This window comes from Acidovorax sp. 1608163, from assembly GCF_003669015.1.
In the GTDB taxonomy this organism is placed as follows: domain Bacteria; phylum Pseudomonadota; class Gammaproteobacteria; order Burkholderiales; family Burkholderiaceae_C; genus Acidovorax.
The window spans coordinates 2,661,505-2,677,689 of record NZ_CP033069.1; the positions used below are offsets into that span (position 1 = coordinate 2,661,505).

The following is a 16,185-nucleotide window of genomic DNA, read 5'->3' on the forward strand; positions in this document are numbered from 1 at the left end:
AGTCTGCCTTGATGGCGGTTTTATTCACACAAACGTTCACTGCGCAGCTTCCCAGGTCGTCCCAGCGGCTGAATCCTTGAGCACGATGCCTTGCGCCAGCAGCGCCTGGCGGATGCGGTCTGCCTCGGCAAAGTCCTTGGCGGCCTTCGCCGCAGTGCGGGCGGCAATTTGGGCCTGAATGGCAGACTCATCCAGCCCGGCACCGGCCTGCAAGAAGGCCTTGGGGTCGCCTTGCAGCAGGCCCAGGCACTGGCCCAAGCCCTTGAGCAGGCCCGCCAGTTCGGTAGAGCGGGTCTTGTTGACCTCGCCAGCCAAGTCAAACAGCACCGCCACCGCTTCGGGCGTGCCAAAGTCTTCGTCCATGGCGGCCTTAAAGCGTGCAGCGTAGGGATTGCTCCAGTCCACCGTCACGGCAACGGGCTCCACCAGGCTCAGCGCGGTGTACAGGCGCTTGAGCGCCTGGCGTGCATCGTCCAGGTGAGCGTCGCTGTAGTTGAGGGCGCTGCGGTAATGGGCACGCACGATGAAGAAGCGCACCGTCTCGGCGTCGTACTGCTTGAGCACATCGCGGATGGTGAAGAAGTTGCCCAGGCTCTTGGACATCTTCTCGTTGTCCACGCGCACAAAGCCGTTGTGCACCCAGAAATGGGCCAGCGGCTTGCCCGTGGCGCCTTCGCTCTGGGCGATTTCGTTTTCGTGGTGGGGGAACTGCAGGTCGGCCCCGCCGCCGTGGATGTCAAAGGTTTCACCCAGCGTGGCGCAGCTCATGGCCGAGCACTCGATGTGCCAGCCCGGGCGACCAGTACCGAATTCGCTGGCCCACTTGGCGTCTTCCGGCTCATCGGCCTTGGCGGATTTCCACAGCACGAAGTCGAGCGGGTCTTCCTTGCCGTCTTGCACGGCCACGCGCTCGCCCGCACGCAGCTCATCGAGCGACTTGCCCGACAGCTTGCCGTAGCCGTCGAACTTGCGCACGGAGTAGTTCACGTCACCATTGCCAGCGCGGTAGGCCAAGCCCTTGCCTTCCAGCTGGCTGATGAGCGAGAGCATCTGCGGCACATATTCAGTGGCCCGAGGCTCGACCGATGGCGGCTCGATGCCCAAAAGGCCAATGTCCTGGTGCATGGCCGCAATCATCTCGTCGGTGAGCTGGCGGATGGTGATGCCCCGCTCCAGCGCACGCTTGATGATCTTGTCGTCAATGTCGGTGATGTTGCGCACGTAGGTCACGCGCAAGCCGCTGGCTTTGAGCCAGCGTTGTACCACATCAAAGGCCATCATCATGCGGGCGTGGCCGATGTGGCACAGGTCGTAAATGGTCATGCCGCACACATACATGCGGACGTGGCCAGGTTCGAGCGGGGAAAAGTCTTCCAATGCACGCGAAAGCGTGTTGTAGATGCGCAAACTCATGGGGTATCAGTGTCGGGAATGGGGAGGATGGGCGATGCGGATCGCCCTGCAGCGCGGAGGCACAGCCCCACGCGGGGGATGGTGCCCGGCACCGGACACCCTATGAAATCACCAGCGGCAACAGCGCACCGTCATGACAACCCCCCTCAGCTACAATCCGCCGAAGTATAAGCCCGGCCCGGGTTTCACGCCGTTCAACCCCTCCAGAACCCCCATGAAGCAAGTCCGCCGCACCCTTCCCCGACTCCTGCGCCTGTTGGCACTGACGGCGCTTGTCGGCACCGGCGCAGCCCAGGCCAACGACTACGCCGACATCACCCAGTTGCTCAAGGCGGGCAAGGCCGCAGAAGCACTTGCCAAGGCAGACCAGCGATTGTCCGCCACCCCCCGCGACCCGCAATTGCGCTTCCTCAAAGGCGTGGCGCAAGCCGACTCCGGCAAGCCCGCTGACGCAGTGGCCACGTTCACCAAGCTCACCGAGGAATACCCAGAGCTGCCCGAGCCCTACAACAACCTGGCCGTGCTGTACGCCAACCAGAACCAGTTGGACAAGGCCCGCACCGCGCTGGAAATGGCCATCCGCACCAACCCCAGCTACGCCACGGCGCACGAAAACTTGGGCGACATCTATGCCAAGCTGGCCAGCCAGGCCTACAACAAGGCGCTGCAGCTGGACGCGGCCAACGCCACATCGCTCAAGCCCAAGCTGGCGCTGATCCGTGAACTGTTCTCCGCCGACGCGGCCAAGGGCGCCAAGCCTGCCGCAGCCGCACCAGCCCCTGCCGTGATTGCCACGCAGCGCCCCGCCCCTGCACCTGCGGCAACACCTGCGCCAGCCCCAGCAGCAGCCCCCACGGCGGCCCCTGCGCCCACAGCGGCTGCCCCTGCCGCCAGCCCCGCACCTGCAGCGGCCCCTGCGGCAGCGCCCGCCGCCGACACGGCCAAGAAAGAGGCCGCCAAAGACACCAAGGAAGTCTCTGCCGCTGTGCAAGCCTGGGCTGCCGCCTGGGCTGCCAAGGACATGAAGAGCTATCTGTCGGCCTACGGCAAGGAATTCAACCCACCCGGCAAGCAAACCCGCGCCGCCTGGGAAAAAGAACGCGAAGCCCGCATCGTGGGCAAGTCCAAGATCACCGTGCAGGTGTCTGACCTGAACGTTTCGATGAACGGCAGCAAAGCCACGGCCCGCTTTCGCCAGGCCTACAGCGCCGACTCGCTCAACGTGACCAGCCGCAAGACGCTGGACCTGGTGGAGACCAACGGCCGCTGGCTCATCGTGCGCGAAGCCACAGGCGGTTGATGCCACAGGCCGCCTGACTCCAACCCAGACCTCTCACCTTTGACAGGGCCGACAGCGCAAGCCGTTGGCTCTTCGGTTTTTTCTGACAGCCCCTTGATACAGCGCCACAGCGTGCCAGCCCCTTACTGCAGCGTGCAAGCCCCCTTCTGGATTCGCCACGCGGCCACGGCCGTGACCCTGTTCGCCTTGGCGGCGCAGTCTGCAGCGGCCCCCCCGGTGCATGCGCAAACATCGCAGCCAGCAGCCAAAAGCAAGCGCCCCACCGCCGCTGCGCAGCGCGCCGCCCCAACCCCTGTGGCCCCCAAGGCGCTGCAAGACGGTCAGGCAGAAACGCGCCTGCTCAAGGTATACCAACTGGCCAGCGAGGGGCGCGGCCGCGAGGCACTGGCCCAGGCCGAAAGCCTGGCACGCGAATACCCCAACTTTCAGCTCGCACAACTGGCCGTGGGCGACTTGCTGGCCGCGCGCGTGCGCCCCATCAAGCAGCTGGGTGATGTGCCAGAGCCAGCCCTGCCCTACCCGCCCGAAGTGACCGCCACGCTCGATGAGCTGCGCACCGAGTCGCGCCAGCGCGTGCAGGCCCAGCGCGCCCGCCCGGCCTCCACCCACATCCCGGCACAGTTTGTTGAGCTGGCCCCGCGCTACAAGCACGCCATTGCCATCGACGCCTCACGCTCGCGGCTGTACCTGTTTGAGAACACGGACAAGGGCCTGAAGCTGGTGGCCGACTACTACGCCTCGGTGGGCAAGTCGGGCATTGAAAAGGCCACCGAAGGCGACCAACGCACCCCCCTGGGCGTGTACTTCATCACCAGCCGCCTGGACCCCGCCACGCTCAAGGACTTTTACGGAGCGGGCGCCCTGCCCATCAACTACCCCAACCCACTGGACCAGAGCCGGGGCAAGACCGGCAGCGGCATCTGGCTGCACGGCACGCCGCCCGACCAGTTCTCGCGCGCGCCCCTGGCCACCGATGGCTGCGTAGCCCTGGCCAACCCCGATCTGGAACGCATCCTGCGCACGGTGGAGCCACGCTCCACCCCCGTGGTCATCGCGCAGAAGCTGCAGTGGGTGCAGGCCCAGAGCATGCAGGCCGAGCGCCAGTCGTTTGAGACGGTGCTCAATGCCTGGCGCACCGCCAAGTCCAACGGCGATATGAACCGCCTGCTGGGCTTTTACGCCCCCGACTTTCAGAGCTACAAGAAAAAGCCCCTGGGCGAATGGGCCGCCGTGCTGCAAGCCGAGGCCCAGGCGCTCAAGGGCCGCACCGTCCACCTCAAAGACAAGGCCTACCTGCGCTGGACCGACTCGGCCGACACCATGGTGGTAACGTTCGGCGAAGTGGCCGAGGGCGCACGCACCGGCCCCATCAAACGCCAGTACTGGACGCGGCGCGGCCAGCAGTGGCAAATCTTTTTTGAAGGAGTGATTGGATGATTTCCAAAAGAAAATCGATGCTAACGCTTGCAGGAATTACGCTGGCAGCTATGGTTTCAGTAGCACCCGCCCACGCGCAGACCGCCCCCAAGGTCAAGCTCGCCACCTCCATGGGCGACATCGTGGTGCAGCTCGACCCTGCCAAGGCCCCCAAGTCGGTTGAGAACTTCCTCGCCTACGTGAACGACAAGCACTACGACGGCACGGTGTTCCACCGCGTGATCGACGGCTTCATGATCCAGGGCGGCGGCTTCACCGCCGACATGGTGCAAAAGCCCACCAAGCCGCCGATCCCTCTGGAAGCCAGCAACGGCCTCAAGAACGACACCTACACCATCGCCATGGCGCGCACGGGCAACCCCAACTCGGCCACCTCGCAGTTCTTCATCAACGTGAAGGACAACGCCATGCTCAATGCCCCCAACCCCGACGGCCACGGCTATGCCGTGTTCGGCAAGGTGGTGGAAGGCACTGCCGTGGTCGACAAGATCAAGGCCGTGGCCACCGGCAACAAGGGCGGCCACCAAAACGTGCCCAACACCCCCATCACCATCACTTCGGCCACCGTGGTGAAGTGATTTCGCATTCCTACCCCAGACCTTTTTTCTGAAAGAAGCATTGCCATGAGCAACCCACAAGTCGAACTGCACATCGCTGGCTACGGCGTCATCACCCTCGAACTCGACGCTGCCAACGCGCCCAAGTCCACCGAGAACTTCCTGGCCTACGTGAACAAGGGCCACTACAACAACACGATCTTTCACCGTGTGATCCCCGGCTTCATGGTGCAAGGCGGCGGCTTTGAGCCCGGCATGAACCAGAAGAACTCCGATGCCCCCATCGAGAACGAAGCCAAGAACGGCCTGAAGAACGCCAACTACACCGTGGCCATGGCCCGCACCAGCGACCCCCACTCGGCCACCGCGCAGTTCTTCATCAACGTGGCCGACAACGGCTTCCTGAACCATACCTCCCCCACCCCCCAAGGCTGGGGCTACGCCGTGTTCGGCAAGGTGGTCTCGGGCACCGACGTGGTGGACAAGATCAAGGCCGTGAAGACGGGCCGCAAGGGCTTCCATGACGACGTGCCAAAGGAAGACGTGATCATCGAAAAGGCTGTGGCCCTGTAAGCAGGCCGCGCTATCACCACGTGACCCCGACCGTGCCCCCGTTCGCGGAGCTTGCTGCTCCTGCGCACTGGCGCACGGTCGATTTCATTTCGGACCTACACCTGCAGGCCAGCGAGCCCGCCACCGTGGCCGCATGCCTGCACTACCTGCAGGCCACTCCCGCCGATGCAATCTTTCTGCTCGGCGACATTTTTGAAGTCTGGGTGGGCGACGATGCCCTCCAAGACCCTGGCAGCTTCGAGGCCCAGGTCTGCGCCCAGCTGCAAGCCGCGGCACAACGCTGCGCGCTGTACTTCATGCACGGCAACCGCGACTTTCTGGCGGGCAATGCCTTTTTGCAGCACTGCGGCATCACCGGCCTGCCAGACCCCACCGTGCTGACCTTTGCAGGCCAGCGCTACCTGCTCAGCCATGGCGACCTGCTGTGCATTGACGACACGGACTACCAGCGCTTTCGCGTACAGGCGCGCAGCAGCGCCTGGCAGCAGCAGTTTTTGTCCCAGCCCCTGGCCGTGCGGCGCGCGCAGGCACGCGGCATTCGGCAAGAGAGCGAGGCGCGCAAGCAGTCCGGCGCCATCTATGCCGATGTGGACCACGCGAGCGCCATCGCCTGGCTGCAGGCGGCAGGCGCCCACACACTCATCCACGGCCACACCCACCGGCCTGCCGACCACACCCTGGCCCCGGGCCTGCAGCGCGTGGTGCTGAGCGACTGGGACGCCGCCGCATTACCCCCGCGGCTGGAAACACTGCGTTTGTCCGCCGCGGGCTTGGAACGGGTGGCCCTGGCCCCCATGTACCAGCCATCCTGACTCAGGGGCCGTGATCGCGTCCCCGCCCGATCACTGCCATGCCCCCCATCCTCAACCGGCTTTGGCGCCATGTGCGCGCCACCGTAGCGCCCGTGCCCGACATCTCGGCAGACCTGTGGCTGCAGACGCTGCAGCGCTACCCGTTTTTGGCCGCGCTGTCGCTGCACGAGCAAAGCAAGCTGCGCGCACTGAGCGCGCTGTTTCTGGACCAAAAGCAGTTCCACGGCGCACACGGCCTCACCGTGACCGATGCCATGGCCATCGACATTGCGGCGCAGGCCTGCCTGCCACTGCTGCACCTGGGCGATGCCGCCAAGGCGCTGGGCTGGTACGACGATTTCGTGACCATCGTGGTGCACCCCGGCGAGGCCGTGGCGCGCCGCCAGACGGTGGACGAGGCCGGTGTGGTGCACGAACACACCCAGGTGCTGCTGGGCGAGGCCATGGAGCGCGGCCCCGTGATGCTGAGCTGGCAGCACATTGCCAACGCCCACGAGAACACCGCGCGCGGCCACAACGTAGTGGTGCACGAGTTTGTGCACAAGCTGGACATGCGCACGGGCACCGCCAACGGCTGCCCGCCCCTGCCCGCAGGCTTCATGGGCGCCCGCACGGGCCGTGGGGCGTATGAAGCCTGGTGGAATGCGTGGGAGCCCGCCTACCAGGAGTTCCGCGAACGCGTCATCCTGGCCGAGCGCTTTGGCGCCGAACGGCCTTGGCTGGATGCGTACGGCGCCACCTCGCAGTCCGAGTTTTTTGCCGTGGCCTGCGAGGCGTACTTTGTGAACCGCACCCGGTTTGCGCAAGAGTTTGCCAGCCTGGTGCCGGTGCTGGATGCGTTCTTCCGGCGCGAAGCGATGGCGGGCTGAGGCCCACCCGCCGCAAGACTGCGGGCCCACGGTGGCCAGCACACCTTCTGGCGAAGCTCCGATTGCTATATTTTCAATAGCTGCCAGCGCTTATATTTCAAGCGCTAGCAGCCATTTTGACTACAAACCCAACGCGAAGCGCGCCGCCTTGGCCACTGCCTGCGCATCCACCCCAAAGAACTGGCGCAGCGCCGCACGCGTGTCGCTGCGGCCAAAGCCATCCGTGCCCAGGGTGATGTAGCGGCGGCCTTCGGGCACGAAGGCGCGCACGGTCTCAGGCACGGCGCGCACGTAGTCGGTGGCCGCAATCACCGGGCCCTGGGTGCCGGCCAGTTGCTGCGCCAGCCACGGGGTCTCGGGGGCCGCACCGCCGTCCATGGCGCGCTGCTCGCAGGCAATGCCGTCGCGGGCCAGCTCGCTCCAGCTGGTCACGCTCAGCACAGTCACCTCCACGCCTTCAGCGGCCAGCAGCTCTGCAGCCTTGGCCACCTCGGTCAGGATGGCGCCAGAGCCCATCAGGGTGACCGATTTAGACGAAATTGGCTGCTCACGCCCGTCCTGCAAGCGCTGGAAGCTCTTAAAAACATAGCAACCGCGCAGCACCCCCTCGGCCGCATTGGCGGGCAGGTCGGGCTGGGCGTAGTTCTCGTTCATCAGCGTGACGTAGTAGAAGACGTCGCGCTGCTCGGTCACCATCTCGCGCATGCCAGCGTCGATGATGACGGCCATCTCGCCCGCGTAGGCCGGGTCGTAGGCCTTGCAGTTGGGGATGGTGGCGGCCACCAGGTGGCTGGTGCCGTCCTGGTGCTGCAGCCCCTCGCCGCCCAGCGTGGTGCGGCCCGAGGTCGCGCCCAGCAAAAAGCCCCGCGCGCGCTGGTCGGCAGCGGCCCAGATGGCGTCGCCCACGCGCTGGAAGCCGAACATGGAGTAGTAGATGTAGAACGGCAGCATGGCCAGGCCGTGCACGCTGTAGCTGGTGGCTGCCGCTGTCCAGCTCGCAATCGCACCCGCCTCGCTGATGCCCTCTTCCAGAATCTGCCCATCCAGCGCCTCGCGGTAGCTCAGCACCGAGCCGATGTCTTCGGGCGCATAGCGCTGGCCCACGCTGCTGTAGATGCCCACCTGCTTGAACAGGTTGGCCATGCCAAAGGTGCGCGCCTCGTCGGCCACGATGGGCACGATGCGCGGGCCGAGCTGGGCGTCCTTCAGCAGCGTGCCCAGCATGCGCACAAAGGCCATGGTGGTGCTCATCTCCTTGCCATCGGCCTGCAGCGCAAACTGCGCGTAGCTGACCAGGGGCGGCACGGGCAGCGCATCGCACACCGTCTCGCGCCGGGGCAGGTAGCCGCCCAATTGCTGGCGGTGGCGGCGCAGGTACTGCATCTCGGGGCTGTCTTCAGCGGGCTTGTAGAAGGCCAGGCCCGTGGCCTGCGCGTCGGTGAGCGGCAGGTTGAAGCGGTTGCGGAATTCGATGAGATCCGTATCGTCGAACTTCTTCTGACTGTGCGTGGTCATCTTGCCCTGCCCGGCTGTGCCCATGCCGTAGCCCTTCTTGGTGTGGGCCAGGATGACGGTGGGCTGGCCCTTGTGGGCGCTGGCTGCGGCATAGGCCGCATGAATCTTCACCAGGTCGTGCCCGCCGCGCTTGAGGCGGTCAATCTGCTCGTCTGTCATGCCCTGGGCCAGCGCGGCCAGCTCGGGGCTTTGGCCGAAGAAGTTGTCGCGGTTAAAGCGCCCATCCTTGGCGGCAAAGGTCTGCATTTGCCCGTCCACCGTGCCTTGCAGCGTGCGCACCAGCGCGCCTGTCAGGTCGCGGGCAAACAAGCCGTCCCAGTCGCTGCCCCACACCAGCTTGACCACGTTCCAGCCCGCACCAGCGAACAGGCGCTCGAGCTCGTCGATGATGCGGCCGTTGCCACGCACCGGGCCGTCCAGGCGCTGCAGGTTGCAGTTGACCACCCAGACCAGGTTGTCGAGCCCCTCGCGCGCGGCCAGGGTCAGCGCGCTCATGCTCTCGGGCTCGTCCATCTCTCCGTCGCCAAACACGCCCCACACTTTTCGACCTTGGCAGTTGAGCAAATTGCGGTGCGTGAGGTAGCGCATGAAGCGCGCGTGGTAAATGCTGCTGATGGGCCCGATGCCCATCGAGCCGGTGGGGAACTGCCAGAAGTCCGGCATCAGCCAAGGGTGCGGATAGCTGCACAGGCCCTGCGCCCCAGCGGCGGGCGCCGTGATTTCCTGGCGGTAGTGCATCAGGTCTTGTTCAGACAAGCGCCCTTCCAGAAAAGCCCGTGCGTACACGCCCGGCGCGCTGTGCGGCTGAAAGAACACCAAGTCGCCCCGGTGCTGCCCTTCGCCCAGGCCCTCGCGGGCGCGGAAGAAGTGGTTGAAGCCGCTCTCAAACAAATCGGCCGCGCTGGCATAGCTGGCAATGTGCCCGCCCAGTTCACCATAGGCCTGGTTGGCCCGCACCACCATGGCCAGCGCGTTCCAGCGCATGATGGATGCCAGCCGCTCTTCCACCGCCAGATCCCCCGCAAACGCAGGCTGGTTCTGCGCCGACACGGTGTTCACGTAGGGCGTGTTGAGCTGGGGCTGCCAGCCAATCTGCTGGGTGCGGGCCAGGTGCACCAGCTCGGCCAGGATGTGGCGCGCCCGCTCTGGCCCCTCGGTGGCCACCAAGGCCACAAAGGCGTCGCGCCATTCGGCAGTTTCTTGGGGGTCTGCATCCGGCGCACCCAGGGTGCAATCGAGGGCGGCGGGATCAGCGGCTTGCAGCAGGGTGTGGGGTGTAGGGGCGTTCATGCCGTTCACTGTAGTGAGGGCATCGCCAAATAAGTTGCTGATATCGCTCTATATTCAGAACGCACCAGCACAGCATGCTGCGAAAACCATAAACTGCAGCACATGAAACTGGACGCCATCGATTTGCGCATTCTGGCCGAGCTGCAGGCCGACGGCTCGCTCTCCAACGTGGAGCTGGCGCGGCGCGTGCACCTGTCGCCCTCGCCGTGCCTGGCGCGGGTCAAGGCGCTGGAGGCTGCGGGCGTCATCAGCCGCTATGTGGCGCTGGCCAGCAGCGCCGCGCTGGGGCTGGGCTTGAATGTGTTCATCAGCATCAGCCTCAAAACCCAAAGTAAGGAAGCCCTGGCCGACTTTGAGCGACGCATTGCCGAGCACGATGAGGTGATGGAGTGCTACCTGATGACCGGCGACAGCGACTACCTGATCCGCGTCGCCCTGGCCGACATGGCGGCGCTCGAGCGCTTTATCCTGGAGCAGCTCTCACCCATTCCGGGGGTGGAAAAGATCCGCTCCAGCTTTGCGCTCAAGCAGGTGCGCTACAAGACGGCGCTGCCACTGCCCAAAGCAAGCTAGGTTCGCAGGAAGAACCTGCGCCAAGCTCACTGCGCCCTGGCCGTGCTGGGCGGCTGCCCAATCACACGCTTGTAGGCGCGGCTGAAGGATGCTTCAGACTCATACCCCAGCCTGTGGGCCGCCACGGCCACGCGCATACCATCGCGGGCAATCCAGCTGCGGGCCTGCGACATCTTCACCTTGGCCACATAGCGCGCCGGGCTCTCGCCCATGGTGCGCGTGAACGATTCGGCAAAGCGTGAACGCGAGGCGCCCATCAGGTCGGCCAGCAGCGGCACATTCCAGTCGCGCTCCGGGTCTGCGTGGATGGCAGCAATCACCTTGCCGATGCGCGGGCAGCGCACGGCGGCAATCCAGCCCGTGGGGTTGTTGCAGCTGCACTCCACCCACGCACGGATGATGCTGGCGGCCAGAGCATCGGCCAAGCGCGCCAGGATGGCGCAAGCGCCCATGCGGTCCTGGGCCACCTCGCGCTCCATGGCGTCCAGCAGCACGGGCACGGTAGTGTCGCGACGGGCCAGGTCACCGGCCAGCATCACCTCGGGCATCATGGCCCTGAGCGGGTGCAGAGGGTCCAGGTTAAAGCGCAGGGCCCCGCAAAACACCACGTCCGGGCTCTGGCCGGGTGTCTGCGGCACCCCCGCCTGTCCTGCGAAATGGCCGCTGTGCACAGGGTCTCGCCCATCCAGCAGGTAGATGTTTTCAGACACCGGCCTGCGTGCCAGCAAGTCAATGTCCACCGGCGTCACATCGGGTGCGCTGGCCAGCACATGAAAGCTGCCATGGGGCAGCAGCACCGCATCGCCAGGGTGCAGCCGCTGCCAGTCGGCGCTGCGGGTGCGCAGCCACGCGCCACCGCTGCCCACAAAGTGGAACCGCGCTGACGGCAACGCCGGGAACGCCACCGCCCAGGGCGCATGCATCACACAGCGGCCATACTCCACGCCGTCCAGGCGCAGGCCGAGCAGTATCTGGGTCAGCAAGTCTGGTGGCTCTGGGCCCACGGCCACAGGCTGCGGGTCTGCCCCCTCGGCAGGGCTGGATAAAAAGTCAAGCATTCAGGCTTTTATGGCATGGAAACGCCTGCATCTTATCCCTACGATGCCTGTCCGTTCATCCCAAGGCCTTTACCTGTGTCTTCCCCATCTTCTTGCTCCGTTTCCCTGGATGCCACCACAGGCGCCCCAGCGGCAGGCGCCCACCCTGCCCCTGAAAACACCACGCTGCAACCCGCCAGCCACGAGCCCATCCAGGCGCGCTGGGCGGCAGTTGCCTCCATGGCGCTGGGGGTGTTTGGCCTGGTGACGGCAGAGTTCCTGCCCGCCAGCCTGCTCACGGCCATGGCCGCCGACCTGGGGGTGAGCGACGGCGCGGCAGGCCAGGCCGTCACCGTCACGGCCCTGGTGGCGGCCGTGGCGGCGCCCTCGCTGCCGCTGCTCACCCGCCAGCTGGACCGGCGCGCCGTGATGATCGCCTTCACGCTGCTGCTGGTGCTGTCCAACGCGCTGTCTGCCCTGGCCAGCAGCCTGCCCATGCTGCTGGTGGCGCGCGTGCTGCTGGGGGTGGCACTGGGCGGCTTTTGGTCCATGTCGGCAGCGCTGGCGATGCGGCTGGTGCCTGCATCGCTGTTTGCGCGGGCCATGTCCTTCATCCTGACCGGGGTGTCGGTTGCCACCGTGTGTGCGGCACCCATTGGTGCCTGGATGGGCGACCTGTGGGGCTGGCGCAGCGCCTTCATTGCAGCCGGGGGCATCAGCCTGATCACCTTGGCCGTGCAGTTGCTGGCCCTGCCCGCCTTGCCGCCGCGTGACAACCCCAACCTGCGGGTGCTGGGCGAGCTGCTGCGCCGCCCCCCGTGCGCATGGCCCTGCTGGCGGTGCTGCTGGTCATCTCCGGTCACTTCGCGGGCTTTACCTACATCCGCCCGCTGATGGAGCAAGTCACGCACCTGTCGGTGACCAGCATCACGGCCGTGCTGTTGGGCTATGGCGTAGGCGGGTTCTTCGGCAACTTTGTGGGCGGCTGGATTGCCGGGCGCAGCGAGCGCCAAGCCATCGTGGCCGGTGGCGCCGTGATTGCCGTGCTGGCGGCCACCTTGCTCATTGCGGGCCATTCAGCGGCCATCACGGCGGTGGCCATCACGCTGTGGGGCTTTGCGTTTGGCGCGTTTCCGGTGGGGTTTCAGACCTGGATGGTGCGCGCCGCCCCAGACCAGGCCGAGGGCGCGGGCGGGCTGCTGGTGGCGGCGTTTCAGATTGCGATTGCCAGCGGCGCCATCTTTGGTGGCCTGATGGTGGACCATCTGGGCGCCTTGGGTGGTCCTGCATTTGCCCTGGGGGCCATGGTGCTGGGTACGGTGCTGACCTGGCAGCGCGGGCCGCGCGCCGTGGCCGCTTGAAACAGGCCTGATCCAATGATCCAAGCCAGGGGCGGGGCACGCCCTGCCCCATCACCCCGCAGTCAGGGGGCTGACTTGGCCGGCTTGCGAGCCACCTCACTCGTCGCCACGCGGCGGCGCAGCTCGCGCAGCACGGCCTTGGCACGGGCCTCGTTGGCGGGGCCCATGCGCACCATGATTTTCTGGCCGCTCGACAGCGCCTCCAGCGCCGGGTCGGCAAACTCGTAGCGCAGCCAGGGGCGCGGGTCGGGCAACTCGGTTTGCACCTTGGTCAGCTTGAGCTGCAGCGGGCCCTGCGGCTCGGGGGCTTTGATCAGGTGGTCCAGCACGGCCACCAGCCGGTCGTTGAAGTAGCGATTGGGGTACCCCAGCTCTTCATACGCCTGCTGAAACAGCGGGTACAGCCGCGCATACAGTGCCACCGCGTTGTCCATGGGCACTGACTCGGCAAACACCAGCATGGCCGCGTAGCGTGCAGCATTGGGCTTGGCGGCCACCAGCTCGGCCCCTTCACCATCCACCAAAAAGCGCTGGGGCGTGGGGTGCACCGGCCACACACGCACGGGGGCGTGGGCCTGGGTAAGGCTGTCTACCGTGGCCACCACGCGGCGCGCAAACGATTCTGTCTGCAAGAGCGACGACACCTGGCCTGCACCCAGCACTTCAGACAGCAACTCTGTCACCATCACGTCCGATTCGGCCAGCGGGGGCAAGGCCGTGTCGGGCGGGCCCAGCACGCCCACGGGGTTTTGCACCCCTGCGGGGATCGGCGCTGTACTGGGCGCCGCAGGCGCAGAGCTTTGCGCAGGGGCTGCGGCCTGCACGGCATCTGCCGGTGCGGGTTTGAACCACACCCAGGCGCCCGCGAGCGCAGCCAATACCAAGGCGCCAGCCCCCAGCGCCAGCACCATGGGCGATGCTTGCCGCTGAGGTGGACGAAATCGGGTGTCTTCTTTGTCAGGCATGTGCATTCCTCATCGGTTCAAAAGAGCAGCATCAACGCGCCCTTTTGCATCCGAACAATGTAGCGGCCTGAACACACGTTGGTGGGCACAGCCTGCCCAGGGGTGTAACAGCGTGTTGCCCAATCACAGGCAGGCCCATGCCCACCAGCAAGGGGCATGGTGAATGCGCCGCTTTACAGCACGGCCGATGGCGTGCTGCCCAGTCCCTGCAGCCAGGCCACCGTGGCAGCCAGCTCTGCGGGGCGAATCTCGTGCGCGCCCGGAAACTCTTTGAACGTGACCGACACCGGCAGTTGCGCCATGTGGTGCGCAATAGCATGGGCATGGGCGATGGGGATGACGTTATCGTGCGTGCCGTGGCTCAGCCACAGTTGGCGGCCGTGCAGCGCCTCGGCCGGGGCCGTCAGGGGCACCACCTGCGCCAGCAGGCGGCTGTGCCACACCATGGCGGCATGCAACAGGCCGGGCTGGGTCAACAGCAGCGACAGCGCCATGATGCCGCCCTGGCTGAAGCCGCCCACCACCACCCGCTCAGGGGCAACGTGGAGCTGGGCAGACGCAGCGGCCACAGCCTGTGCCACCAGGGCCCGGCTTTGCGATTCTTGGGCTTCGTTGATGGTGCGCTCGCCATTGGGCTCAATCGAAAAATCAAACCAGGCAAACGAACCCGGCCCCATGCGAAACGGTGCGCGCAAGCTCACCACATGGAAGTGGTCTGGAATGTGCGACGCCAGGCCAAACAAATCTTGCTCGTTGCTGCCCACGCCGTGCATCAGCACCAGCAGCCAGGGGTGGGGGGTGGAAGCGGCAGCGGGGCGCTGCAAAAAGGTGAGCGGCAAATCAAGCATGTTCAGGCGCCAGAGGCAATTTTGGATCGATCAAAAAAGTGTGTGCAAAAGACGTGCTCCACTCACTGAATTGGGTGCAAGGCAAACGCATCCATGGCCAGCATGCTGTACATCACCTCGCGGCTCAGGTAGTTTGCGCGCAAATCGTCGCCCGCTGCCCCCAGGGCAAAAAACAGCGGCAAAAAGTGGTCTTCCGTGGGGTGGGCGCGCGCAGCGTGGGGTGCCTGGCTGCGGTAGTTGAGCAGCGCCTTCATGTCGCCGCGCACCACGGCGTCTTCAATCCAGCGGCTGAACTCGACCACATACGGCGCGGGCTCGCGGGCCCCACCAAAAAACTCCGACAGGTTGTGCGTCATGCTGCCCGAGCCCATCACCAGCACGCCCTGGCTGCGCAGGCTGCGCAACGCAGCGCCCATGGCATACACCTCTGCCGGGCCAGCCGCTGCGGGCAAGGCCACCTGCACCACCGGCACATCGGCCTGCGGAAACAGGTGCATCAGCGGCACCCAGGCACCGTGATCAAACGGGCGGGAGGCATCGCCCTGCGCAGGCATGCCCGCTGCGCCGAGCAGCGCCACCACCTCGGCCGCCAGCGCTGGCGAGCCCGGTGCAGGGTATTGCAACTGGTACAGCGCGGGCGGAAACCCGCCAAAGTCATGCCAAGTGGCAGGCTGCGGGCCCGCCATGACCAGGGGCGAGCGCGCCATCCAGTGCGGCGACATGATGACCACGCCCCGCAGGCCCGGAAACTGCGCCTTCAAATCCTGCCCCCAGCGCCCCAATGCTGGCCCGGTCTCGCCCGCATCCACCGCAAACAGCGGTGCACCGTGCGAGACAAACAGCGCAGGTAAAGCCAAGGCAGGGGCGTTGGCAGAAATGGCTTGAGGGGCAGACAGTGCGGAGGGCAACGTAGACATGGTGAACCTTTGGTAACTAATAGCCACTGTAAAAGAGATCACCAAGGCGAAAAAGTAGCCCGCCCACAACGGATTGTTCTAATTTCAGGGCCAATCCTGCAGTGCAGACGCTGCAGCCTGCATGCGGTGCCACAGCCTCAATCCCCGCCCCGCACCCTGCCCCGCAGCGCCTTGGTCTCACCCCGCTGGCTTTTGCCCGCCAGGCGGCGCTGCTGGGAGCCATAGGTGGGCTTGGTGGCGCGGCGTGTGCGGGGCGCCACGGCCACAGACTGCACCAGCGCATTCAGCCGCGCCAGCGCATCGGCACGGTTTTGTTCCTGGCTGCGAAACTGCTGCGCCTTGATCACCACCACCCCCTCTTGGGTGATGCGCGTGTCACGCAAGGCCAGCAGGCGCTCTTTCACCGGCTCAGGCAGTGAAGAGGCGGGCACATCAAAGCGCAGGTGCACCGCGCTCGACACCTTGTTAACGTTCTGCCCACCCGCCCCCTGGGCGCGCATGGCAGAAAACTCCACCTCCTGCTCATCCACGCACAGCAAAGGCGCCACCGCCAGCATCATTCGCAACCCACTCTGTTCATACCCACCCCGTGTTCCGCCACCACCTGTTTAAGAACCTGTTCAAAGGGGCACATCATAGGCAGGCGCAAAAAAACGCCCTGGCATACGCGATGCACAGGGCGTTGAGAAGGCGCCTGAAGCCCTGAAACAGGGCAAAC

14 protein-coding genes and 1 pseudogene are annotated in these 16,185 nt (G+C 65.7%); 8 read left to right on the forward strand and 7 right to left on the reverse strand.

The genetic code is table 11. The features are described 5' to 3' along the window. Positions 1–36 precede the first annotated feature (36 nt). Positions 37–1,413: a cysteine--tRNA ligase gene (gene cysS, locus EAG14_RS11885; protein WP_121728972.1), complete on the reverse strand. Its 1,377-nt coding sequence runs from the start codon at positions 1,411–1,413 to the stop codon at positions 37–39. Positions 1,414–1,627: 214 nt separating this feature from the next. On the opposite strand from cysS, the gene EAG14_RS11890 reads away from it, so the two are divergent. The 6 genes from EAG14_RS11890 (at position 1,628) to EAG14_RS11915 (ending at position 6,961) form a co-directional block, all read left to right on the forward strand. Next, on the forward strand, positions 1,628–2,713 hold the full coding sequence (locus EAG14_RS11890) for a tetratricopeptide repeat protein (protein WP_121728973.1): 1,086 nt from the start codon (positions 1,628–1,630) through the stop codon (positions 2,711–2,713). A gap of 111 nt (positions 2,714–2,824) precedes the next feature. Then, on the forward strand, positions 2,825–4,150 hold the full coding sequence (locus tag EAG14_RS11895; RefSeq protein ID WP_371414346.1) for a L,D-transpeptidase family protein: 1,326 nt from the start codon (positions 2,825–2,827) through the stop codon (positions 4,148–4,150). Further along, entirely contained in the window at positions 4,147–4,728 is a 582-nt protein-coding gene (locus EAG14_RS11900) for a peptidylprolyl isomerase (protein WP_121728974.1), read from the forward strand. Before EAG14_RS11895 ends, EAG14_RS11900 begins: the two co-directional genes overlap by 4 nt. A 45-nt stretch (positions 4,729–4,773) precedes the next feature. Continuing rightward, a complete protein-coding gene (locus tag EAG14_RS11905) occupies positions 4,774–5,280 on the forward strand; it encodes a peptidylprolyl isomerase (RefSeq protein WP_099655231.1) in 507 nt (168 codons plus the stop codon). Between the two features lie 20 nt (positions 5,281–5,300). Continuing rightward, positions 5,301–6,092 carry a UDP-2,3-diacylglucosamine diphosphatase gene (locus EAG14_RS11910; protein WP_121728975.1) on the forward strand — a complete coding sequence of 264 codons (792 nt, stop codon included), beginning with the start codon at positions 5,301–5,303 and terminating at the stop codon, positions 6,090–6,092. A 38-nt stretch (positions 6,093–6,130) separates the two neighbouring features. After that, positions 6,131–6,961 carry a zinc-dependent peptidase gene (locus EAG14_RS11915; RefSeq protein ID WP_121728976.1) on the forward strand — a complete coding sequence of 277 codons (831 nt, stop codon included), beginning with the start codon at positions 6,131–6,133 and terminating at the stop codon, positions 6,959–6,961. 120 nt (positions 6,962–7,081) lie between these two features. Here EAG14_RS11915 and mdeB read toward each other — a convergent pair whose 3' ends face one another. Beyond that, on the reverse strand, positions 7,082–9,766 hold the full coding sequence (gene mdeB, locus EAG14_RS11920) for an alpha-ketoglutarate dehydrogenase (protein WP_205603380.1): 2,685 nt from the start codon (positions 9,764–9,766) through the stop codon (positions 7,082–7,084). A 102-nt stretch (positions 9,767–9,868) separates the two neighbouring features. Between mdeB and EAG14_RS11925 the strand changes: the two genes are divergently transcribed. Next, entirely contained in the window at positions 9,869–10,339 is a 471-nt protein-coding gene (locus EAG14_RS11925; RefSeq protein WP_099740944.1) for an Lrp/AsnC family transcriptional regulator, read from the forward strand. Between the two features lie 26 nt (positions 10,340–10,365). On the opposite strand, the gene EAG14_RS11930 is transcribed toward EAG14_RS11925, so the two are convergent. After that, complete coding sequence (locus EAG14_RS11930) at positions 10,366–11,397, reverse strand: AraC family transcriptional regulator (RefSeq protein WP_121728977.1); 1,032 nt, start codon at positions 11,395–11,397, stop codon at positions 10,366–10,368. Between the two features lie 75 nt (positions 11,398–11,472). Between EAG14_RS11930 and EAG14_RS11935 the strand changes: the two are divergent. Beyond that, positions 11,473–12,737: pseudogene (locus tag EAG14_RS11935) on the forward strand (MFS transporter). 62 nt (positions 12,738–12,799) lie between these two features. On the opposite strand, the gene EAG14_RS11940 reads toward EAG14_RS11935, so the two are convergent. The 4 genes from EAG14_RS11940 to arfB all read right to left on the reverse strand — a co-directional run bounded on the left by EAG14_RS11940 (position 12,800) and on the right by arfB (position 16,027). Continuing rightward, complete coding sequence (locus EAG14_RS11940) at positions 12,800–13,702, reverse strand: DUF3014 domain-containing protein (protein ID WP_121730442.1); 903 nt, start codon at positions 13,700–13,702, stop codon at positions 12,800–12,802. A 173-nt stretch (positions 13,703–13,875) separates the two neighbouring features. Beyond that, positions 13,876–14,550 carry an alpha/beta hydrolase gene (locus tag EAG14_RS11945; protein ID WP_099740942.1) on the reverse strand — a complete coding sequence of 225 codons (675 nt, stop codon included), beginning with the start codon at positions 14,548–14,550 and terminating at the stop codon, positions 13,876–13,878. Between the two features lie 62 nt (positions 14,551–14,612). Next, positions 14,613–15,467 (reverse strand): class III extradiol ring-cleavage dioxygenase, encoded by an 855-nt coding sequence (locus EAG14_RS11950; protein WP_121728978.1) that lies wholly within the window; start codon positions 15,465–15,467, stop codon positions 14,613–14,615. A gap of 137 nt (positions 15,468–15,604) precedes the next feature. Beyond that, a complete protein-coding gene (gene arfB / locus EAG14_RS11955) occupies positions 15,605–16,027 on the reverse strand; it encodes an alternative ribosome rescue aminoacyl-tRNA hydrolase ArfB (protein ID WP_233195205.1) in 423 nt (140 codons plus the stop codon). Between the last annotated feature and the right edge of the window lie 158 nt (positions 16,028–16,185).

Coding starts and splice junctions, on each gene's coding strand:
- cysS (WP_121728972.1), bottom strand. CDS start 1,413: ATGAGTTTGCGCATCTACAACACGCTTTCGCGTGCATTGGAAGACTTT.
- EAG14_RS11890 (WP_121728973.1), top strand. CDS start 1,628: ATGAAGCAAGTCCGCCGCACCCTTCCCCGACTCCTGCGCCTGTTGGCA.
- EAG14_RS11900 (WP_121728974.1), top strand. CDS start 4,147: ATGATTTCCAAAAGAAAATCGATGCTAACGCTTGCAGGAATTACGCTG.
- EAG14_RS11905 (WP_099655231.1), top strand. CDS start 4,774: ATGAGCAACCCACAAGTCGAACTGCACATCGCTGGCTACGGCGTCATC.
- EAG14_RS11915 (WP_121728976.1), top strand. CDS start 6,131: ATGCCCCCCATCCTCAACCGGCTTTGGCGCCATGTGCGCGCCACCGTA.
- mdeB (WP_205603380.1), bottom strand. CDS start 9,766: ATGAACGCCCCTACACCCCACACCCTGCTGCAAGCCGCTGATCCCGCC.
- EAG14_RS11925 (WP_099740944.1), top strand. CDS start 9,869: ATGAAACTGGACGCCATCGATTTGCGCATTCTGGCCGAGCTGCAGGCC.
- EAG14_RS11930 (WP_121728977.1), bottom strand. CDS start 11,397: ATGCTTGACTTTTTATCCAGCCCTGCCGAGGGGGCAGACCCGCAGCCT.
- EAG14_RS11940 (WP_121730442.1), bottom strand. CDS start 13,702: ATGCCTGACAAAGAAGACACCCGATTTCGTCCACCTCAGCGGCAAGCA.
- EAG14_RS11945 (WP_099740942.1), bottom strand. CDS start 14,550: ATGCTTGATTTGCCGCTCACCTTTTTGCAGCGCCCCGCTGCCGCTTCC.
- EAG14_RS11950 (WP_121728978.1), bottom strand. CDS start 15,467: ATGTCTACGTTGCCCTCCGCACTGTCTGCCCCTCAAGCCATTTCTGCC.
- arfB (WP_233195205.1), bottom strand. CDS start 16,027: ATGATGCTGGCGGTGGCGCCTTTGCTGTGCGTGGATGAGCAGGAGGTG.